The sequence below is a fragment of the Bradyrhizobium sp. Kon10 genome (assembly GCF_055807395.1).
The window spans coordinates 97,323-117,811 of the sequence record NZ_JBVVOZ010000004.1 but is presented as its reverse complement, the minus strand read 5'-3'; the positions used below and the strand labels follow the sequence as shown (position 1 = coordinate 117,811).

Annotated in this window: 25 protein-coding genes; 2 read left to right on the top strand and 23 right to left on the bottom strand. The window is 58.7% G+C overall.

Going from position 1 to position 20,489, the window contains the following annotated elements:
- Positions 1-64: 64 nt before the first annotated feature.
- From AC0L2O_RS08085 to AC0L2O_RS08065, 5 genes are all read right to left on the bottom strand, one after another.
- Positions 65-1,447 (bottom strand): aspartate aminotransferase family protein, encoded by a 1,383-nt coding sequence (locus AC0L2O_RS08085; RefSeq protein WP_473369357.1) that lies wholly within the window; start codon positions 1,445-1,447, stop codon positions 65-67.
- Between the two features lie 141 nt (positions 1,448-1,588).
- Positions 1,589-1,759 (bottom strand): hypothetical protein, encoded by a 171-nt coding sequence (locus tag AC0L2O_RS08080; protein ID WP_473369356.1) that lies wholly within the window; start codon positions 1,757-1,759, stop codon positions 1,589-1,591.
- Between the two features lie 8 nt (positions 1,760-1,767).
- Positions 1,768-2,355, bottom strand: coding sequence for an isochorismatase family protein (locus tag AC0L2O_RS08075; protein WP_473369355.1), 588 nt, complete (start codon positions 2,353-2,355; stop codon positions 1,768-1,770).
- A 25-nt stretch (positions 2,356-2,380) separates the two neighbouring features.
- Complete coding sequence (locus AC0L2O_RS08070) at positions 2,381-3,001, bottom strand: GNAT family N-acetyltransferase (RefSeq protein ID WP_409189044.1); 621 nt, start codon at positions 2,999-3,001, stop codon at positions 2,381-2,383.
- Positions 2,988-3,605, bottom strand: a complete 618-nt coding sequence (locus AC0L2O_RS08065; protein WP_473369354.1) for a hypothetical protein — start codon at positions 3,603-3,605, stop codon at positions 2,988-2,990. Before AC0L2O_RS08065 ends, AC0L2O_RS08070 begins: the two co-directional genes overlap by 14 nt.
- 70 nt (positions 3,606-3,675) lie before the next feature.
- On the opposite strand from AC0L2O_RS08065, the gene AC0L2O_RS08060 reads away from it, so the two are divergent.
- Positions 3,676-4,716: a LysR family transcriptional regulator gene (locus AC0L2O_RS08060; protein ID WP_409189046.1), complete on the top strand. Its 1,041-nt coding sequence runs from the start codon at positions 3,676-3,678 to the stop codon at positions 4,714-4,716.
- Between the two features lie 9 nt (positions 4,717-4,725).
- Here the strand turns inward: AC0L2O_RS08060 and AC0L2O_RS08055 are convergent, their stop codons facing one another.
- Positions 4,726-5,907, bottom strand: a complete 1,182-nt coding sequence (locus tag AC0L2O_RS08055; protein ID WP_473369353.1) for an autotransporter outer membrane beta-barrel domain-containing protein — start codon at positions 5,905-5,907, stop codon at positions 4,726-4,728.
- Between the two features lie 377 nt (positions 5,908-6,284).
- On the opposite strand from AC0L2O_RS08055, the gene AC0L2O_RS08050 reads away from it, so the two are divergent.
- Positions 6,285-6,491 carry a cold-shock protein gene (locus AC0L2O_RS08050; RefSeq protein WP_007591938.1) on the top strand — a complete coding sequence of 69 codons (207 nt, stop codon included), beginning with the start codon at positions 6,285-6,287 and terminating at the stop codon, positions 6,489-6,491.
- 99 nt (positions 6,492-6,590) lie between these two features.
- Here the strand turns inward: AC0L2O_RS08050 and purN are convergent, their stop codons facing one another.
- From purN to AC0L2O_RS07965, 17 genes are all read right to left on the bottom strand, one after another.
- Positions 6,591-7,247 carry a phosphoribosylglycinamide formyltransferase gene (purN, locus tag AC0L2O_RS08045; RefSeq protein ID WP_409192898.1) on the bottom strand — a complete coding sequence of 219 codons (657 nt, stop codon included), beginning with the start codon at positions 7,245-7,247 and terminating at the stop codon, positions 6,591-6,593.
- Complete coding sequence (gene purM, locus AC0L2O_RS08040; protein WP_473369352.1) at positions 7,247-8,320, bottom strand: phosphoribosylformylglycinamidine cyclo-ligase; 1,074 nt, start codon at positions 8,318-8,320, stop codon at positions 7,247-7,249. The genes purN and purM overlap by 1 nt, the downstream gene beginning before the upstream one ends.
- A gap of 125 nt (positions 8,321-8,445) precedes the next feature.
- Entirely contained in the window at positions 8,446-8,700 is a 255-nt protein-coding gene (locus AC0L2O_RS08035; RefSeq protein WP_473369351.1) for a hypothetical protein, read from the bottom strand.
- 2 nt (positions 8,701-8,702) lie between these two features.
- Positions 8,703-9,689 carry a tyrosine-type recombinase/integrase gene (locus tag AC0L2O_RS08030; RefSeq protein WP_473369350.1) on the bottom strand — a complete coding sequence of 329 codons (987 nt, stop codon included), beginning with the start codon at positions 9,687-9,689 and terminating at the stop codon, positions 8,703-8,705.
- 364 nt (positions 9,690-10,053) lie between these two features.
- Positions 10,054-10,416, bottom strand: a complete 363-nt coding sequence (locus AC0L2O_RS08025) for a hypothetical protein (protein WP_473369349.1) — start codon at positions 10,414-10,416, stop codon at positions 10,054-10,056.
- Between the two features lie 30 nt (positions 10,417-10,446).
- On the bottom strand, positions 10,447-10,674 hold the full coding sequence (locus AC0L2O_RS08020; protein WP_473369348.1) for a hypothetical protein: 228 nt from the start codon (positions 10,672-10,674) through the stop codon (positions 10,447-10,449).
- Positions 10,675-10,686: 12 nt separating this feature from the next.
- Positions 10,687-11,196 carry an antirestriction protein ArdA gene (locus AC0L2O_RS08015; protein WP_473369347.1) on the bottom strand — a complete coding sequence of 170 codons (510 nt, stop codon included), beginning with the start codon at positions 11,194-11,196 and terminating at the stop codon, positions 10,687-10,689.
- The gene (locus AC0L2O_RS08010) at positions 11,193-11,480 is read right to left on the bottom strand and encodes a hypothetical protein (RefSeq protein WP_473369346.1); all 288 of its coding nucleotides are present in this window, start codon (positions 11,478-11,480) and stop codon (positions 11,193-11,195) included. The genes AC0L2O_RS08015 and AC0L2O_RS08010 overlap by 4 nt, the downstream gene beginning before the upstream one ends.
- A 238-nt stretch (positions 11,481-11,718) precedes the next feature.
- Positions 11,719-12,102 carry a ribosomal protein L7/L12 gene (locus AC0L2O_RS08005; RefSeq protein WP_473369345.1) on the bottom strand — a complete coding sequence of 128 codons (384 nt, stop codon included), beginning with the start codon at positions 12,100-12,102 and terminating at the stop codon, positions 11,719-11,721.
- A 139-nt stretch (positions 12,103-12,241) separates the two neighbouring features.
- Positions 12,242-12,769, bottom strand: a complete 528-nt coding sequence (locus AC0L2O_RS08000) for a hypothetical protein (protein ID WP_473369344.1) — start codon at positions 12,767-12,769, stop codon at positions 12,242-12,244.
- A gap of 215 nt (positions 12,770-12,984) precedes the next feature.
- Positions 12,985-13,191 carry a hypothetical protein gene (locus AC0L2O_RS07995; RefSeq protein ID WP_473369343.1) on the bottom strand — a complete coding sequence of 69 codons (207 nt, stop codon included), beginning with the start codon at positions 13,189-13,191 and terminating at the stop codon, positions 12,985-12,987.
- A 1,975-nt stretch (positions 13,192-15,166) separates the two neighbouring features.
- Positions 15,167-15,544, bottom strand: a complete 378-nt coding sequence (locus AC0L2O_RS07990; protein WP_473369342.1) for a hypothetical protein — start codon at positions 15,542-15,544, stop codon at positions 15,167-15,169.
- A gap of 168 nt (positions 15,545-15,712) precedes the next feature.
- A complete protein-coding gene (locus AC0L2O_RS07985) occupies positions 15,713-16,060 on the bottom strand; it encodes a hypothetical protein (protein ID WP_473369341.1) in 348 nt (115 codons plus the stop codon).
- A 17-nt stretch (positions 16,061-16,077) separates the two neighbouring features.
- A complete protein-coding gene (gene terL / locus AC0L2O_RS07980; RefSeq protein WP_473369340.1) occupies positions 16,078-17,892 on the bottom strand; it encodes a phage terminase large subunit in 1,815 nt (604 codons plus the stop codon).
- 60 nt (positions 17,893-17,952) lie between these two features.
- Positions 17,953-18,276 (bottom strand): hypothetical protein, encoded by a 324-nt coding sequence (locus tag AC0L2O_RS07975; RefSeq protein WP_473369339.1) that lies wholly within the window; start codon positions 18,274-18,276, stop codon positions 17,953-17,955.
- Positions 18,269-18,448, bottom strand: a complete 180-nt coding sequence (locus AC0L2O_RS07970) for a hypothetical protein (RefSeq protein ID WP_473369338.1) — start codon at positions 18,446-18,448, stop codon at positions 18,269-18,271. The genes AC0L2O_RS07975 and AC0L2O_RS07970 overlap by 8 nt, the downstream gene beginning before the upstream one ends.
- Before the next feature lie 28 nt (positions 18,449-18,476).
- Entirely contained in the window at positions 18,477-20,471 is a 1,995-nt protein-coding gene (locus AC0L2O_RS07965) for a phage tail fiber domain-containing protein (protein WP_473369337.1), read from the bottom strand.
- Between the last annotated feature and the right edge of the window lie 18 nt (positions 20,472-20,489).

The following is a 20,489-nucleotide window of genomic DNA, read 5'->3' as shown; positions in this document are numbered from 1 at the left end:
TCTTTCCGCAGAGACAGTCTCGATTGCTTCGTCGCAAGGGCTCCTCGCAATGACGAGGAGAGTCTTACGCCGGCGTCAGCTTCGCGACTTCCGGCTTCATGTCATCCAGCACACCCGAGATCGCCGCGACCAGCTCGTCGATCTGCGTCTTGGTGACGATCAGCGGCGGGCAGATGGCGATAGCGTCGAGCATGTTGCGCGAGATCACGCCGCGCTCCTGGAGCATCCGGCTGGCCATGCCGCCGACCGCACCCGGCGTTGCCGCTGCCGTCTTGCGCCCCTTGTCGAGCACGAGCTCAAGCGCTGCGATCATGCCGACGCCGCGGACTTCGCCGACCAGCGGATGGCTGGAGAGCTCCCGCAGCTTTCCCTGCATATAACCACCGAGCTCGGCGGCATGCGCAACGAGGCCGCGCTCCTCGATGATCTTGAGATTTTCCAGCGCGATCGCGGAGCCGACGGGATGGCCGCCCGCAGTAAAGCCATGGCCGAGCACGCCGATCTTGTTGCTCTCGTCCGCAATCGGCTCGAACATGCGGTCGTTCAGGATGATCGCCGACAGCGGGAAATAGCTCGAGGTGATCTGCTTGGAGACGACGATCGCATCCGGCTTGATGCCATAGGTCTCGCAGCCGAACATCTTGCCGGTGCGGCCGAAGCCGCAGATCACTTCGTCGGCGATCAGCAGGATGTCGTACTTGTTCAAGACATTCTGGATCTTGTCCCAATAGGTCGCCGGCGGCACGATGACGCCGCCCGCCCCCATCACCGGCTCGCCGAAGAAGGCCGCGATCGTGTCCGGTCCTTCCTTCTGGATCAGCGCGTCGAGCTCGTCGGCGCGGCGCGTCGCGAATGCTTCCTCGCTCTCGCCGGGCGCGCCGTCCTTGTAGAAATGCGGTGAGCCCGTATGCAGGATGTTCGGCAGCGGCAGGTCGAACGAACGGTGGTTGTTGGGCAAGCCGGTAAGGCTTGCGGATGCGATGGTGACGCCGTGATAGGCGCGCATCCGGCTGATCACCTTCTTGCGCTGCGGCTGGCCCAGCGCGTTGGAGCGGTATGCGATCAGCTTCAGAACGGTGTCGTTGGCCTCCGACCCGGAGTTGGTGAAGAACACCTTGCTCATCGGCACCGGCGCGAGCGCGACCAGCTTCTCGGCGAGATCAATCGAGGGCCCGTGCGATTTGGCGGAGAACGTATGATAGAATGGCAGGGCCTGCATCTGCCGGTGTGCGGCCTCGACCAGCCGCTTCTCGTTGAAGCCGAGCCCGACGCTCCACAGGCCCGCCATTGCCTCGAAATAGCGCTTGCCCGACGCATCAAAGACGTAAGGCCCCTCGCCGCGCTCGATCACCAGGGGACCGGCCTGCTGATGGGTGCGCGCGTTGGTGTACGGATGGAGCTGGTAGGCCACATCCCGGGCTTCTTGCGAATTGGGCAGCATGGACATCGCGGAATCCTCACGTCTTCACGTCGCCAGCGCAGCCGGCTTCCTCCCTTGGCTATTGCGACAGGATAGAACTTGCAACGTCAATTCGTCGGCAACAAACGCCCAGCAGCGTTGCACAAAGCCGCATACGGGGGGCTGGCCTCAGGCCGCGCCGTCGTCATCCTCGGCGCGGGCAGCCTCAGCGGCCTCCCTCACCTCGACCAGGGCCATCGCAAGCAAATACACGGTGGTGGGCAGGCCGATGCGGCGCGCCCTCTCGGCGGCACGCGATAGCTCGCTTGCCAGTTCGTTGAGTTCGTCTCCGCGCGACAATGTCCCACCTATCCATCCGCCGATCGCGTCCCATCGCCCGCGACGGCGCCGCTGATTCTGATCAGATCGGCGCTGGATTGGATCGTAGCAAAATGCCCGATGACATTCATCATGGATTGCTTGTAGGCGGCGGCCTCCCCCGTTCCCGGCTGCCGGCACGCGACAGCGTCGCCAACCACCTCGTATCGATGGCTGCGGTGAAACCCTTCGACGGCGGTGGCCAGAATGGTTTCGTCCAGGGAAAATCCGGTCAGAACGCAGCGCAGATTGCGGATACTGGACATGTAGTCCACGAACCGCGGCGAACTGTAGGCCGAAGGCAACGGGTGCTCGAACGTCAACTCTCCCGGCCGCGGCTTCGCCTCGGCGATCCAATCGGTCAGCCTGGATGACGGATTGAACCAGGCGGCCTGAGCGATGCGCTTGAGATGCATCACCGGCCAGAGCTTGTCGCGCCACAGCGTCAGCAACTGCTGGCAGCGCGCGGCGGTGACGTCGCCGTCGAGGATGACATGGCGACGCCCTTGGGTCAGGTATTCGACCTGGAGATCTGCACAGACCAGGATCGGCAGATCGTCATGCATGGAGACCGGCATTGTCTTCCGCGTAGCTGCACCCGTTTCAGCGGTCCGCGGGCGCGAAGCCCCGCAGCGGCGATGTCACTGCCCGGCCCGCTGATGCTTCGAGCACGCCCGGCCGGTCCCAATCGCCCTCGGGACGGATGATCACGTAGGGATCGCTGTCCAGCGTGATGGCATCGGCGCCCGGCTCGATCTCCAGAAGCATTTCCGTGTAGGAGAAATCCGAGAAGGTGATCTTGCGGTTGTGGCCGAGCGGCTTGGCGCCGAAATGGGCCCAGAAATCGACCAGCCGGTCCTGGGCCTGACCGTAGATCTTGCGGAACCCCTTGCGCTTCACATAATCGACGCTCGCCTGCACCAGCTTGAACGAGACGCGCGAGCGCCGATATTGGTGGCGCACCGCCAGCCGCTCGACCTTGGCGAAATCGCCGAAGAAGCGCACCCGCAGGCAGCCGGCGGGCTCATTGCCGACGAAGCCGATGAAATGCGCGGCCACCATGTCGTTGCCGTCGAACTCCTCGTCGAACGGACAATCCTGCTCGGCAAGATAGACCGCGGAGCGAATGGCGGTGACCAGCATGAGGTCGCTGGGATCGCGCGCGAGCTTGATCGTGATGGCGCGGGAGTCGACTTTGGCGAGAGGGATCCTAGTGCCGTGCATCTGTAAAACTCCTTGCTTGAATGATCCCGCCCGGCATGCGCATCGGCTGCCGATTCCAGGGCCGCTCGTAACACCAGAGGTCGGACTGAAAACTTGGGACGGGCTCGAAACCGGTCGCCTTCATGATCTCGCGCCCGGCCACGCTTGCCGGCTGCGCATAGCAGTCCGCGTTGCGAAATCTGATCTGGCGCAGGTGAGCGGCGGCTTTGCCCAGACCGGCGATCCCCCGTCCCGTCGCCGCGATCGCCCAGATGTAGATGGCGGAAACCCGCTCGTCGGGCGCGGCGAGATGGCAGGTCTCGGGCGCGGTCAGGCAGATGTCGTCGAGCAGCAGCGCATCGTGTCCGCGATCGCTCAGAAAAAGAAAGGCCATGCCGCCGAGCAGATCGCCCCTCCGGCTGAAGGTCAGGAGACTTTGGCGATCGAACGCGAAGTACGTCGCGAGTTCTGCCGCCCCGATGCGCACGCCGGGCACGAGCCGGTGCGCCATATCGGAAAGCGCAGCAATTTCGGAAAATTGCGCACAACGGACGTCCACCTCGGGGCTGAGCGGCAACGCGTCGAAATCGTGCCTCGCGGCAAACGAGCCCCTTTCCATCGCCATATCGCCCCTCTATCGTTTGAGGCTTCGTGCCCCGCTATGACGATCAGCTTAGCGACTGGGGATTTTGCGTATGCAGCAAGTATTGCACCGGGGTGCTGCATTGATGCAGCACAGTGAAGAAGCCCTGGACGCGTCCTGGGACGATTTGAAGCTGTTCTTGGCGTGCGCAAAATACAAAAGCTTCCGCAACGCTGCCGAAGAGCTCGGGCAGACCAGCACGACCCTGATGCGCCGGATTGACCGGCTCGAAGAGAAGATCGGCTGCAAGCTATTCCTGCGCGACCAGAGCGGGCTCACCCTCAGCGACGAAGGCACGGCCATGATTGCCGACGTCGGGCATATGGAACGTCACGCCTTCAACGTCTTCCGGCGCGCCTCACGTACCTCGAACGATGCATCCGGCACCGTGCGGATCGCGGTGACGGAAGGCCCCGGCAATTTCTGGATCCTGCCGCGGCTGATCGATTTCCAGAAAACCTACCGCAAGATCGCGGTCGATCTGCGCTGCGCCATGGAGCAGGCCGACGTCGCGCGGCTGGAGTCGGACATCGCGATCCAGCTCGAACCACCGACCAATCCAGATCTGATCGTGGCCAAGCTCGGCCGGCTGCACATCTATCCCTTCGTCTCCAGGGACTACGCGAAGCTCTACGGCGTCCCTGCGACTCTCGCCGACCTCAAGAACCACCGCATCGTCAAGCAGAATGCGCCGCAGGTCGACGACAGCGCCTACGCCCGCGTCCTCGGATTGAAGTCGCTGGAAGGCATCGTCGGGATCAAGACCAACTCTTCCGTCGGTGTGCTCTATGCGGTGGAGCGCGGCGCCGGCATCGGTTTCCTGCCGACGGTGTCGATCGCGCTCGGCGCACCGCTCGTTGCCGTCGATCTCAGCGTCAGCCATCACGCCGATCTCTGGCTGACCTATCACAGCGAGTTCCGCACCTCCGAGCGCCACAAGATCGTCGTCGACTGGCTGAAGAAGATTTTCGATCCCAAGACCTACCCCTGCTTCCGCGACGAATTCATTCATCCGAACGCCTTGGTTCCGATGATGACGGCCGCGCGCGAGGGTTTTGGATTGACGGGCTATGTTGCGGCGATGCCGATTTAGGCGGCAGCCTCACCATTTGTATTCGAAACCGACCGTGCCCTGGTGCGACGTGAGCTCGTTGCGGAATTTGCCGTCGTAATTGACGTAGAGCCGCGCGGTGTTGGTCAGGCTGAGCGAGGCGGAGGCGCCGGCATCCATACCGTAACGGCTTTCGCCGATGCCGGGCACGACGATGTTCTGGGTCCCGAGACTGACCTGGACCGAGCCGAGGTTCTGATCGAAATTGTCGACGAACTTGCCGTAGGCGGACAGATCGAGGATCTTCCGGTCGAAGATGAAGTAGCGCCCGATCTCAGCGCCGATCATGACGCGCGCGCGTGAAATCGCGGTCGAACCGACGTTGAGCGGATCAAGCCCCCCGGCCTCCTGGAACGCCGCGCCGGTGGCGCGGACATATTCGAGCGCGCCCTTGGGCACGACCCGCATCTGATCCTTGGTCCAGTAATAGCTGATCTCGGTCAGCGCGCCATCGACCGCGGCGCGATAGCCCGCAGTGGCAAGGCCAAAGCCGGTGTCGCGGCTGGAATGGACCTTTCCGAAACCGTGCACCACCGCGAAGGCCCAGGTCCACGGCCCTTTATCAAGCGAGCCGTTGAATCCGATCTGGGTCATGTCCAGCGTCGCCGATTGCAACGCGAGCGGCACGTCAATGTCGGTATGACTCTGATCCACGGAGAAACCGAGATTGACGCCAGGCGCAACCCGCGCGCCGAAGCCGGCGACGCCGCCAAATGTCTTGCGCTTGTCGCCGACGAAATCGCCCTGCGCATCGGTCCGGACCGCGACGCCGTAGCCCTCGAACCAGGTGCGGAAGCGCGGATCCTCCGTGCCCTCGGACGCCCCGCCGCCGCCGGGATTGTTGCGGAACGCCCGATTGAAACCGCCGGACGCCTGGTTTCCCAGCCGCTCCAGGAAGCCTGAACCGAGATTGAGCGTGCTGTTTCCGGCCGACTGGTCGTAATTGATCGACGTCGGGATCGGGATCGGGCTCGGAGACGGCGTGGGGGTCGGTGTCGGAGAAGGTGTCGGAGTAGGCGTCGGCGTCGGTGTTGGGCTCTGCGCCAAAGCGGGCGTCGCCGCCGAGATCATGACGACGAGCACAAAGGTCATGGCGATCGCCATCACAATCCGGCGAACGCGATCCAGCCCAATCGTCTGCAATGTCCCGGAGGGCTGCAATGGGCAGCTCATAATGACCAATCCTGAAGCGAATGACTGCGCGCAAAAATGCAACACGAACGGCACGCACCTGCGGTGATTTGTGCTGAACTGCCACGGAGGGTCAACCGGTTGGCGGGCTGTGGCCGAGGCGATTACCCTCGATTGTGGTTCCGCGGCCACAGCTCGCAAATTGCAGAAGGCCGTCCCCGAACCGGTCTTGAAATTCGCGCGCGGCTTGCTAACGCGCGATTTTCATGTTGCAATATCGGACACAATCGGAATTGGCGCTCGGCTGTGCGTTTCGCGACCTTGAGACTCAAGACTCGAACAGACTACCGGAAGCCCGTTTGTGGCGTGGCACGCGAAAAGCGGCCGCGTCTTTTTTGTATCTAGCGGAGGAGACTACGATGCCACAAAAGGGCACCGTCAAATGGTTCAACCCGACCAAGGGCTATGGGTTCATCAAGCCGAACGGCAGTGACAAGGACGTGTTCGTCCACATCTCCGCCGTCGAGCGTGCCGGACTTTCCACCCTCAACGAAAACCAGGTGGTTGAATACGACCTCGTGGAAAACCGCGGCAAAGCATCCGCGGAAAACCTCAAGGTCTCCTGATTTCTCTCGAGCCTGACAAGCGAGAGACCATGACGTTGCCCCCGGCTCCGCCGGGGGATTTTGTTTGCGACAACAATGCAAGGCCTGCGCGACGGCGGTTCAGCTCGCCACGATGGGCGAAACCAGAAAATTTTCGGACGGCCCGCTTCCCGCCGTCTTGCAGACGTCGCCTTCGATCCGGACCTTGCCGCTGGCGAGCAGCCGCAGCGCCTCCGGATAGATGCGGTGCTCGACTTCGAGGATGCGCTCCGAGAGCGTGTCCGCCGTGTCGTTATCGCTGACCGGCACCGCCCCCTGCATTACGATCGGACCCGCATCGGTCTCGGGGATCACGAAGTGCACCGTCGCGCCAGACAGTTTCACGCCGGCGCGCAAGGCCTGCCCGTGCGGGTCCAGGCCGGGGAACGAGGGCAGCAGCGAGGGATGGATGTTGAGCATCCGCCCGTACCAGGCTTTTGTGAATTCGGCGGTGAACAGACGCATGAAGCCGCCGAGGCAAATCAGCTCGATGCCGTGCTGGTCGAGCGCCGCTTGGAGCACCCTCTCGAATCCTGCGCGGTCCTTTCCAAACGGCTTGCTCTCGATCACCAGCGTCTTCACGCCGGCCGCCTTGGCGCGCTCGAGCCCGAGCGCATCGGGCTTGTTCGAGATCACCAGCGAAATCTCCGCCGGAAAATCCGCGGCAGCGGCGCCCTTGATCAGCGCGGCCATGTTGGAGCCGCGGCCGGAGATCAGGATGACGACGCGGCGCTTCATCATAGTGCCAAATCGAGGTGACCGTTATAGACGACGCGGTGCTCGCCGTCGGCCGGGATCACGGTCCCGAGCTGCGCCACGGTCTCGCCCGCGTCGGTGAAGATCTCGATAACCTTGTCGACCTTGTCCGGCTCGACGATTGCGATCATGCCGATGCCGCAGTTGAAGGTGCGGAGCATTTCGAGCTCGGCGATTCCGGCTTGCGCGGCCAGCCATTTGAAGACCGGCAGCACCGGCAGGCGCGCGAGATTGATGCCGACGCCCAAATGGCTCGGCAGCACGCGCGGAATATTGTCGGTAAAACCGCCGCCGGTGATGTGCGCGAGGCCCTTCACCGCGCCCGTCTCGCGGATCGCGCGCAGGCAGGATTTGACGTAGAGCCGGGTCGGCGCCAGCAGCGCGCCGCCGAGCGTCATGACCGGCGCGAACGGCGCTTGCGCGGCAAAGCCGAGGCCGGACTGCTCGACGATCTTGCGCACCAGGGAGAAACCGTTGGAATGCACGCCGGACGAGGCCAGGCCGATCACGGCATCGCCGGGGGCGATATCCTTGCGCGGCAGCAGCGTGCCCCGCTCGGCGGCGCCGACGGCAAAGCCGCCGAGGTCATAATCACCATCCTTGTAGAGCCCAGGCATCTCGGCGGTCTCGCCGCCGATCAGCGCACAACCGGATTCACGGCAGCCTTCGGCAACCCCCGCGACGATCGCAGCCGTCGCCTCCGGATCGAGCTTGCCGCAGGCAAAATAGTCGAGGAAGAACAGCGGTTCCGCGCCCTGCACGACGAGGTCATTGACGCTCATGGCGACGAGGTCGATGCCGATCCCGCCATGCAGGCCGGTCTCGATCGCGATCTTGACCTTGGTGCCGACGCCGTCGGTCGCGGCGACCAGGATGGGATCCTTGAAACCGGCCGCCTTGAGGTCGAACAGGCCGCCGAAGCCGCCGATCTCGGCATCGGCGCCGGCGCGGGCGGTGGCGCGCACCATCGGCTTGATCAGGTCGACGAGACGGTTGCCCGCGTCGATATCGACGCCTGAATCGGCGTATGTGAGGCCGTTTTTGCGGTCGGTCATGCCCGATTTCCAGTGGGTTTGCGGCTGGTTACGTCGAATTCCGGGGACACGCAATGGCTCGCAAGGCGCCTCGCCCTATACTATGTATATAACTGAGCGCCAGCCAAGCAATTGAGAATGCAGGGTTATCCACCCTGCTCGTTCCCACTCCCCGGAATTTCCCCGATAAAGATAGGCGACATTTCCAAGGTGCACAGCTTCCACGCCTCGTACTGCTGGCGCATCGCCTTGTTCGTAAGCTCAAGGCCCTGATCGAGCGCCCACTGATACAGGTGCTGCGACACTTCCCGGTGACACGCATCAGGTATGTATCTGTTCATCAGTCCGAGTATCTGATGCGCAAAGCGTCGTGCATGGTACTCGTCATTGTTCAGTTGCATTGCTACAGCCTGTCTATTGTGTCGCCTAACTCTGCGACGTTCGTGTGTGCGTATCTCATCACCATCGCTAGTGTCTTCCATCCACCGAGCTTCTGTAGCGCACCAAGATCGCGGTTCATCTGGTAGTGCCACGTTGCCCATGTGTGTCGCGTGTCGTGTATCCTGAACTTCGTGATGCCTGCTCGCTTGCAGGCTTCCTTGAAGACGTTCCTGACACGATCACTAGGCTTTGCGCCGTGGTCGTACTCAGTACCGTCTACGCGGCGGAACACGTCTCCACCGTTCGGCCTGTGCACCGAGAGCATTTCACGCAGAGCATCAACGACACGCGGATGCAGCGGCACGCCGCGATCTGTTCCGTTCTTCGTGTCAATGAACTGCACGTGCCTGCGCTCAAGGTCCAGGTCTTGAAGCTGAAGGTTCATCGCTTCCTTGATGCGCGCCCCGGTGTAGAACAGGAAGATCAGCAGCGGCTTGATGTGCCTGCCTTCGTCTATCAGCCGGTTCGCTTCATCCTTCGTCAGCCAACGGATCACTCCGTTGCCTAATGGTGGCCAATCGAAAGTTATCTCGTCGCACATACCGCGCTTGTGAGCGTGCTTCAGTATGGCCGACACACGAGCGTAGTAGAACGTGCGACGAGAAGAGTTCTGCATGTTCGGAAACACGGCTATCGCGCCGTCATCGATCTCGGCTTGTCCGATCATGCTGAGCTTCGTTGTACCGAAGTGCTTGATGATGTCGGCTAGCCTGTGTGTCTGTCGTCCGCCTTTTTCCAAGTAGCTCAGTGCGGCCTGAGCGAATGTCGCTGTTACGCGCTTACCGTGGATGCTCTCTTCAAGAACTTCCGCTTCGCGCCTGATCCTGTATTCGTTTGCTGACTTGACGTTGCTGACAGCAATGCCAGTGCTTTCGTCAACGCTGATGCCCCTGACGGTGCCGCGCAAGTACCAGTACGGCGAACCGTGTCTCTCTTTGAGCTTGAGCATCGCGCTTCCTCTGTTAATGCCTCGCGTATCTGAGCGATGTGCTCGTTCGTGAAAAGCTTGCGACACCCGTTCGGATAGTAGAACGGATGCCGCTTAACGATGTCCTGAAACCGCCGCACGCTAACGCGTAGCTCTGCGGCGGCTTCGTTGAATGTCAGTGCAGGCAATTACGCAGCGCACTCCCGACGCCAAGCACGCATTCGCTTCTTGATGCCCGAGTTATCAGCGATGCGACACTTGCCGCGCCGATCTTGCCGATGCTTCGACACATGCGGACGGCGAGCCTGTAGGGCGAACCGTTGCATGATCTCAGCATCAGTCAGCATCTGCATGGCCGACGCGAAGACGCTCTTGCCGGGCATCCTCACGCTGCCGCCCTCGCCGCTTCCAGATCAGCCTTGGTGGCGAACTGGCTCATGCTCAGCGCAGGCTTGCGCTTGCGCGGCGCACGCTTCTTGAGCGCAACGACGAGACCATTGCGCAGCGTAGACAGAGCGTAGTGTTGTGCGTCACTGAGCCAGTCAGCAGCGCCATTGCGCTTCATGCGAGACGCACCAGCAGCGTTCAGCCGCTCAGCCGTTTCGGCCATGTGCACCTTATCGCCAGGATGCCGACGCAGCGTCATAGCTGCACGCTTCGCGGCGAACGGATCAGACTTGTTCGCTTCAGCGTGCACAGCGATTGCGCCGAGGATGCTGACGCGACGGTTACGAGTTGGCTTAGCCATTGTAGTGTTCTCCGTTGAAGTGTTCGTGGATTACTCAGCGCGGCCAGCGCGCAAACCGCAGTACCCGCCGTGCGCAGGCTTGTACGCACTCGCTTCGCTACCGTAGTTCGTCGGCGGCATCGCTGACGGTTCCTCGCGCAACGGCTGACCGTTCACGCGCTGGCGATGCTCGTAGCGTTCGCCGTGCTCGCGCTGTGCCTCCATACGATCAGCTTTGATGATCGCGGAGTTGATCTCGTTCACGTTGACAGTTCGCATATTGTTTTCCCCTTAGTTGTTGCCGAATACCCAAAGCTCGCCGTTGAGCCTGACGAACGTGATGCCGTCATGCTCCATGTCACGAGCGTACGCTTCGTAATCGATGTAGTTCTGTATGTGCTCAGGCACTCGTTCGAGACCGCCAGTATCTGACAGCCACTGCGCAGCGAACTCGGCTTTCGTGTCGGCCTTGCCCATGAAGGCTTCACGAGCTTGCTCTATGTCGCCGTCCTGATTGACGTGCTCGACGTACGCCTCAAGCATGGTTTGGTCGTCTTCATCGAGTTCAATCCAGTCCCACAGCTTCTCGTCAACCGAGCTTTCGCTGTAGTACGCACGCGGAAAGCCTTCGTAGTCCTGAAACATAAGCTCAGGATCAGGCTCGTCCTTGTGCAGTTCTTTGCACGCTTCAAGGAACGCATCCTTGTCGCTGTAGTCGTCTAGGTTGAGCCACGCACCACCGATAGAGCCGTTGTTGTACTTGGCGTACGTGCCGACGTAGAGCCGTGGCGTCGTGCTCATTGCTCGTCCTTCCATGTAATGAACATCACAGTCGCGCTGCGATACGGTCTGAACTCGATCATGTCTCCGTGCTCAACTACCGTGCCGCGCACGCCGGTTAAGCCAACAGCGCGTTTAGCTTCGCGCATTAGGTACGGCTTGTAGCCTTTCGGCTCGATACGCCCGTTGCCGTCCCAACCTTTGAAGTGCGGCCACTCAGGAACAGACACAACAGCGCGCTTAACCCAACAGTAGTTAGCTTCGCCGCCGAACGTGTCCGTGTATTCCACGTCGTACTTGTGCATCACGCGTACCTCCCCGACTTCTCAGGGCGGTAGTGTCGATGCACGCTGCGAATGCGGTAGCCACGCACCAAGCCGCGAATGACCATACCGAGACAGACGAGAAAACATGCGCCGGGTACAGCGAACACTGTGAACAGCAGCACGAGCAGAGCCTCTAACGACATGACGTTCCTCCATCAGAACGCAAAAAGGGCGCAGACTGAGTGAACAGCCTGCGCCCTATGCGTAGGTGAATTGGTTAGACGGACTTCATCGCGCGAGTGATGACAGACTGCGCAACGACCTTGACCACAACAACATCTTCGCAGTTGCTGTTGATCCGGCCTTCGGCCCAACGATCAGCATCAGCGCGGTCATCAGCCCAATAGCGCGACCAATCGTAGTCGTGCTCGTACTGCTTGCTGAACACCATGTACTGAGCCGGAGCCGCAGCAGGCGCAGAAGAGAACGCCACGTTCGGCACGAACGCAGAGCACAGAGCCTCAACAGCATCCTTGGCTTCCTTGAGCCCGACGCCGTACAGAGTGCGCCACTGCTTGATTGCTTCGATCTTGCGACCAGCGCGCATTACGTCAACGATGTCGCGCATCTTGTCGCCGTGATTAACTGCGTAGTCCAACATGGTGTTCCCCTATGACAGCGCACAATGCGCTTGTGGCAACGCTCGCTATGAGCGTTCTCACAAACACAAAAAGGCCGCGCCCATTGCTGAGCGCGGCTTAGTTGATCGGAGGTTGGCCTAGGGCATTAGGCCGGTAGCGTTAGTGCGCGGTAGGCGCAGCCGGGATCAGCTTCTCCAAGCCCGCGATCAGCGCGCCGTGGTTCGCCTTGGTTTCCTTCGCGTCCTTTTCGAGCTTCTTGATCGTGCTCGCAATGAGCGCAGCCACGTCAATCGCCTGATACGGCTTCTCAGGGCTGAACTTCCAGAACGGGTTCGCCATAGCGTCACCGAGCCGAACCTTGCCACCGGGCACGAAGATCGGATTGTCGCCGTCGAACGTGACAGGGCCGAACTCGCTGAGCCAATCGCGCATCGCATTCTTGCGCGCCGCTTCAGGCATCGCGTTCAAGAGCTTCGCAGCCATGCGGATGTCGGAGTGCTGGCCGATATGCGAGAGCACCGAGCAGGCAGCAATGTGCATGTCCTGTTGCAGCGTCTGCCCGCGCCGATGAATGCTCATGAGCGCATCCTCGATTGCCTTGACGCCCACAAGGAGCTTGATCGGGCCAGCGGCCTTCACAACGGGCAGAGCGGGCGCAGCAGTAGCGGTCTTGGTCTTGGCAGTCATGTGCATGGTCTCCGGTTGAACGCCTCAATGGCGCGGGCTGTTGATCCTAGATACCGTCTAGGAGCGGGGTTTGCGAACGCAGCAGAATGCAGTCAGGAACGCAGCTATTGCGGTCCCGATAATCGTGGTTGCACCGTTCCACGTGATGACTAGATGCGTGATCGATAACAGGACGAACATGAAGCCCGTTGCCTGTAGCAGTCTGCCGCGATAGCTCATGCGAACACCAAGCGTAGCTTAGCCTCGCGACGACGGCGCATAGCAGCGCCCGTCAGAACAGCGTCCTCAAGGTCATCAGTGAAATACGCGGCCTTGTCGTCGCGTGCTTCAAGGAAGTTGACCTTGTAGTCACCGTGTCCGGTATTCCGTAGCGACATGCGATTGATAGACATGCGCTGATGCGCTTCTTTCAGTGTTAACATAACCGTTGCTCACTAGTTGGTTGTGTGAGCGCAGCAACGTGCAGACAATGCTATTACGTCCGTAGCAGATGCACGATTTACTCTCTGCGCTCGCATAACCAACTAGGCGCACGTATGGCGTTCGCGTCTCACGACGTTCGCTGTGCGGCCTAGCTGGCTGTATGCGTTGTTTGCGTTTTATGAAGTTAGATGCAGTTACAAAGCCCGCTCTAATCGTGCGTATTGCCTGCAATGAAACCCGCACTAAACGATTGCGTGGGTCCGCGCTGCAAGCCCGCATTCATGACGCTGCGATGGCTGTAACTAACTGGTAATCACCACTAGCAAGCTTGGCTGTTGCGATAGCTAGTGCGCTTGTGATTACCCTGCGAACGGTTTGCGATGGACACTGTGAAGCATCCCGCAAAACATCAGGAACCTGACCTAGTGCGATGGACTACGTGCGAGCATTCAACGCTCTGTGTGTAGCATCCAAGATGCAACGCCTATTCGGCTTACACTGCGAGCGTCACTCGCACGTACCACGGCTTAAAGGCTGACTTGCCCGTATCCGCAGATACTCAATAGCCCTGCCCGCTCCATCCAAGGTTCAAGGTTCGGCCTGAGACTAGGTATACGCCTAGTGTCGTCTGTATCATCTGCCTAGTATCTAGCCCGATACAGTGAGCTAGTAGGCAATTCCGTAGGATGTTGCTGACAAACGAAGCAGAGAGAACCTTGGCAAGTTGCCGGAGCGGTTAGCCGTTCGGTTCAGTCCGCCGCGCCGTTGCGACAACCAAACAATAGCACCAATCATCTGTACTAAAAGCTAGTATTTTAGCTTGGTACAGAAACTGTGATGTAAGCTGATGATTTTGCTGATGATTGCTGCTATTGTCGCAGTCTGTATAGCTATCTGATTTATAGCTCGTATTGGACTATTGCAGACAACAACTGCGCAGAACTATTGTATATATATCAATGGCTTATCTAGTACAGTAGATAGTCTAGTAGCTTGTTTCTGTACATCAATTCAGTAGCTGGGATTATACATACTAGTTGTTCTTATTCGGCTATCTAGTAGCTAGTATGTACTATCTATCTGATTATATTATATAATATCTGTTAGACCGATACAGCTAAGCCGTATCGTTCTGGTATCTTCAAATAGGGAGGGAATTAGCTAGGCCATGTTCGGCTTAGGCTTGGCCTAGGTAGTAGCTAGGTTATAACTATGATTTGGATACGAGAGGATATGCAGGATAGGACAAAGACAGACAAAGACAGATGCCCATGCCTACGCTTGCTAATCACCAAGCTTGTATCCGGCTAAGCTACATGCTATAACTATGTTCAATGCAATGATGCATACCCGGTACCCTACCGGCTAAGGCAAAGTATTAGCGTGTTGCTTTCCGGCTATGAAACCGAATGCAATCCTAATACGAACTCATTATACCGATTTTATGAACGGGCGTACGGGGGATCAGGCCGCGCGTCTTCTGTCGGATACCCCCACGAAAAATTCCGTCAAATCTGCGATCTGAACTGGCGCATCCCGAGGAAAGTCCTTTCCATAATCGGGTAAGACCTTTCCATCCGCCGTCGATCAACAGCCGGAATCACCTGTGCGTTAAATCCTGCCGCCCGTTGTCGCGTAGCCGGGAGACGGACAGCCTCTCCTGCGGCTTCTCTGGCGATCCTGACCGGAGGGAACTACCTGAAGCGTATGACAGTGAAACTAACGAAGACACCCGAGGCGGTAGCCAGGACCGGCAGCTTCAAGGTGACGTGGACGGGCGGCGAGAAGTATTTCTACTACGATGATGAGCCTAGCCGAAGGCTACGGCCCGAGGCGATGACACAAGAGCAGGCTCTCGCTGCTGCTAAAGAGTTCGCACGGCTCAAACGCGGATAGAGGACCGGAGCGTACACCTGATGGTGCAGAGGCTCCGGCCTTGTCAGCTATCGGAGTACAGCTTAGATACGAACTCGCTTACGAGGCGAGGTACTCGAACTCGACCACGACATCCACCGAGGCGGAGTTCCACGCGGTCACAGCGTCGATGTACAGAGTGCGGTCAGCAGCGGTGTTCGCGACCTGACCGGAGACAGGCAGGAACTGCGTGACAGCGTTCGCGCCAACTGCACCGGCAGCGAGCACGTCAGTACCACCGAGAGTGGTACCGATCTTGATACCGCCAGTGACGGCATTCGCGGTCTTATTCCTGACACTGATCGAGAATACGACCGTGCCCTTCGGGATGACGATGGTGCTGGCAACGCCGACAGCAAGCTTACGTGCGATGCCCTGCACAGGCCGAGCACCGGCGAGGAAAATGTCGTACGTTTGGGGAACTACGGGGCGACCCATTGGGGTAATCCTTTTTGAATGTATAAGTAGAATTTGATTGTTTAGGTCGGCGGTCTGTTATAATTCTCAGATCGGACCTTTCGGGTAGACAGCGCCTGTACTGGCTTTCGGGCCTTACCGGGGCGCGTCGGACGGGCTGCACTCCTTCACCGGATGCAGCCCGTTCATTTATTCAGCGGCCGGTTCAACCGGCGCAGCGGGCTCAGCCGGATCAGGAACGCCGTGGCTCACAACCCGGTGGAATGCCGAAGCATCGCGCTCAGCGATCTCTTCCAAGGTCTTCCGCAGTTCAGCCGCATCGCCTTCAAGGCGCGCGAGAGAATGCTGAGCGAGCACGCGCAGCGTGGCGAGCAGCAGAGCGTGCTTCTCGTCGTTACCACGCACCGAGCTAGCGGCGCGCAGTCCGGCTTTGCGAAGCTCTGCGGTCATGCCCCACGGATCATTCGGGAACTCGACAAGTGCCGGGTTCGCAGAGACCTTCGTAGCAACAGCCGGAGCTTCCTTCTTTGCAGTCATATGTTCTCCTAGTGCGGTCAGAAGCGACCGCGATTGAATTTGTCTAGCGCGTTAGCTGCGCGGAATTGTTTACCGAACAGTCCAGGCAACTTCCGTCCGTCCCCTAGTGGGTTAGACATGAGCTTCCGGTACGCTTCGTTCTTGGCCTGAGCCTTGGACTTGTCCTCGTCCATTGCAACTAGTTCAACCCAATAGCGGGCAGAGCCTGCGATGGCATCAAGACGGTCATCGTGGATCAGTGCGCCACGATCACGAGTGATGCGCGACATCTGCCACAGCCAACTGTACGTCGAGCGTCTGTCGGCGCTGTACTTCTGGCACGCATCCCAATCCGCTTGGATCAGGTCTTCGTGCACAACGAACTTGCCTGCGCCAATCATAGGCTCAAGCACGTCGATGATCCGTAGCTCCTTCTGTCCGCTCTCCCACACGTCCTCAATACCAACCGAATGGTTCACGTCGCGGAGTGCTTTGAGCAGCCGAGGTTGCCACGCCTTAGACAGCGCGCCCTTGCCGAAGTTCTCTTCGATGCTGATCGTCTTCGGCTTCCACTTAACAGCAGCAGCCGTCAGCCAATCAAGCTGAAGGTCGTCGTAGCCGCCGTGGATGCCGCTCACGTCGAACAGCAACACACGCCCGGCACAGAAGCCGGTCATTGCGTAAGCTAGCTCGTCGCCGTTCTGACCTCCACCAGCAGGGTCCACATACATATGCAGTCCAGTGATCTCACCGAAGTCCTCTGCGGACTTCACGCGGTACAGGCGATCCTTGATCGGCAGACCGGACGGCAGAATGATCTGCGCGTCATCAGTGCGGGCGAAGTTGATCGTCATGGGTGCACGCATGTTCTCGCGGTCGTAAGCGAGCACGCGTAGCGCGCCGAGCTTCAGCGGGAAGCGTGCAGCATCGGACAGCGTAGTGCTCAGCATGTGCTGAAGCTGGAAGTACGCCGAGCCTTGGTCGATCTCCTTCTTCACAAGAATGTCTTCCCCGAGCAACACCGGATCAATCGCCTTGCCGCGATCTCCTGTCGGCCCGCCGCCCGTCTGCAATGACGGATCGGCCTTCAGGCGAGACAGCACGAACGGCGCGAGGTACGGACCATAGCCCTTTAACTCTTCGTCGGTAGGATACCTGCCCGGCCAGATGCGAATGTCGTAGCCTCGTCCCGGCAGACCGTTGTACAGGCTGTCGATGCTCTGCGGCGTACCGAGATAAATGATATGCCCGTTAGAACAGATCGACGCGAAGTCGAGCGTAAGATGCACGAGGCGTGCACGCTGATGTTGCGTCTGACTGTTCTTCTGGCTCTCGATGTCGTCAGCGATCAGGATGTCTGCGCGCTTGCCCTGCATGTTCGATGTGATACCGACGCACGCAAGCGACGGAGACTTCTCCGGTCCTTTGAGAGTGTAGTGGATGTCGAACGCTTCGACCGACGAACGGTCGCCGTTCGATCTATCCGGCCTGAGACATTCAAGCTCCGGCATTCCATTGATGATCTGAATTACCCAATTGGCGATCTCAGTAGCCTGAGTGTCACCGGCCGATAGGATCAGCACGCGGGTAGTTGGATCGTGGATGAAGCTCCACACTGCGTACGCAGCGGTGATAGTGGTCTTGGCCTGTCCGCGCTGTGCCTGTACCATGCGGTACTTAGGACCGTGCGCGATGTATTTGCCGATGTCGATCTGCACTTCCGTACAGACGAAGCCCATGAGGTCTTCGATAACATCGACTAGGAAGTCATCGAACTCAGCATAGTGCTTTTGAAGCAGTTCTAGTTGATGCCAACGTTCGAGAGCTTGCTCAGCAGTCTCTCTTACAGCCAATGCTGTCCCTTCACGTTATGGATTTACTGAGGCCCGCGCTAACGCGCGAGCCCTATAAATTCATTCGTCAGTAAGATGCACGACGTTCCCAACGGAGCGCCGCTTCTTCGCCTTGTCAGCCAATCGCTGTTCAAGGTCGCTCATGCCGTTGCCAGCTTCCGGCGCGCAAGTAACCTTGTTCGCGTCGAGGAAGCGCACCATGACCGAGAGCAACGCCGGATTAAGCTCCGGCTCCTTGATGCCCTTGTCCGCGATGACTTCAGCGTCCATGAGTGAGTACGCTTCTTGCGCCTTGTCGATATTGTCGAGTGCGCTAATCATGACTTCAGCTACCCTGTTATGCAGGTCGCCGAGTCGTCCTTCTGTAGCCGGTCCCTTAGACAAGACCGCACCATTTCTTCACTGTTGAATACGCACGCGGGACTTCATGCACCAGTCGTGCAACGAGAAGGATGAAGCCCATAATCTGAATGATCGTATTAGAGTGCTCTACGAACAGAGCCAGCATCGCGGCAACGTATGAGGCTGCTGCGGCCAAGTAGTCGTTGGTCTGCACAGCAGCCTCCGTTGAAGTGTGGATTTGTTTACAGACGAATTACAGACCACATCAACGTCTCGGAAAGACCGACTGACGTATGCAGAGTAAATCCATTCGCTGTCTTGTTATCGACGTACCAAGTGAAACTACCTGTTACCTCTACGTCAACCTTGTACTTAGCACTCGGCTGCGGCTTGCTGAATACGACAGAAGCACTTGTACCAGATACGAACACTGTTCCAACCAACGTCTGCGGGAAGTCTGTAGAACTGATGCGCACGTTGTTCGGATTGTCGATGTACGTTGCGCACTCGACGTAGTTTCCAGACAAGTGAATAGGTGCGATACTGTTCTGATCGACGTTCTGAAGTCTAAGAAATGTTCCAACTGTACCTTCAGCGGTACAATTAACGATGCGCAACCCGAGCGGCCTAGTGTCGGATGCTCCGATGACGCCGCGATAATGTATCGCCTCTACACCAACTTCAAAGTCAAGTCCGTCAATAACAACGCCGTTAGCACTACCGGGCGGTGATACCGTCCCATCGAAGTAAACTCCGTAGTCGAACGTGCTGAACTCACCACCAATGATGCGCGTCCTATTGGCATCGCCCTCTATATAGATCGGGAATGCTACACTGTCCGTCGTAACCGAATAGATTTCCGGCTGCTCGATTGTAGTCCAGAATGCTCCTGTATCAGGATTAGAATTTACGGACTGCTTCAGATAGAAGCCCTTGTACACTCCAGGGTTAGCACCACCTGCACGAATTGTCGGACGTAGAAATACGATGTTGCCAGACTGCTGTACACGCCATCCGCCAAGTGCTGCTGCATTACCCTGCTGATCGAGGCAGAAGTCCTCGAACGTCAATCCGCCAGAGTATCCACCGCCAGTAACTTGAAAGGCGTAGATGCCTCCTGCCGTCTTGATGGTTGCACCATCCGCCACGAACTTCTTTCGTGTAAACGTAGGCGCAGTAACAGAACATGTAGTGGAGAAGTTATAGCCTCCTGTACCATTGTACGGGATGATAGCTTCACCGCCCTTTTCAATAGCGTACTGCATGAAGCGTTGCATCATGAGTGCATCGTTACCGGCGTCCGCTGCCGTCTTGAACATCTGCGGCGTAATATAACGCTCTAGGATTTTCGCGTAGCGTCCGTTAGTCAGTGCGAACGATCCAGGCTCAGCAGGATCAGTCGCAACCTGCAAGTACGTAGCGCCGCCACGATCTGCCAAAGCAAGATTACCGTTGGTGCGTATGATGTCGAGTGACGACGGTGCGGCCTTCGCATCTGCGACGGTCGCAAAATCTGACGCTGCTGCACTAGGCGAGTACGCCTTCCATCCGGCACCGTCATAAACGCGCAGCGATCCTGCTGTTCTATTCCAGTAGAGAGCGCCTATAGCTAGTGCGTCTCCGCTGTTATCCAGAGCCGGGTCAGCAGTTTTAGTACCGAGGTACAGTGCACCGAATGCGGCGTACAGTGCGGCAGTAGCAGTCGCGTCTGACGACGCGTCAGATGCAGAGGTAGCCGCATCTGCGGCAGAGGCAGCAGCAGCGGCAGCAGCGGCCGGGCCGCTCTGTGTAAGAACGAAGTTCCTAGTAGCAGCATCAGACGCCTCTACAGGCTCTCGTAGATTTACGATGCTGAAGCCACCTGCATCTAAGTCCTGGGTGAACGCTGTTAAGCGACCGTCCAGCACTTCATGCACGGCCATCATAGCTTGCTTCTGAGCAATCATAAGATTGTCTTCATCAAGCTGATCGCCGTCGTGGTAGTCTACTCGCAGTATCCCTTTGTCTACGGTACGACTGAATACGATTTTGACGCCGTTACCAGCAGGGGCGCCAGACACTTTAATTAGATTAGTAGAAAGGAAGGTGATCGGCCGGTACAGCGGATTGTTGCTGCCATCAACCTCGTTGCCAACCCTGCACGTAACGTCCGATTCGTTTAGGAAGTCCAGTGCGAAGTTCACAGCGAACTGCGTGGTCACGCCGTCACCTGTAGCTATGACCCTTGAATAGGACATATAGTAACTCCTTGTATC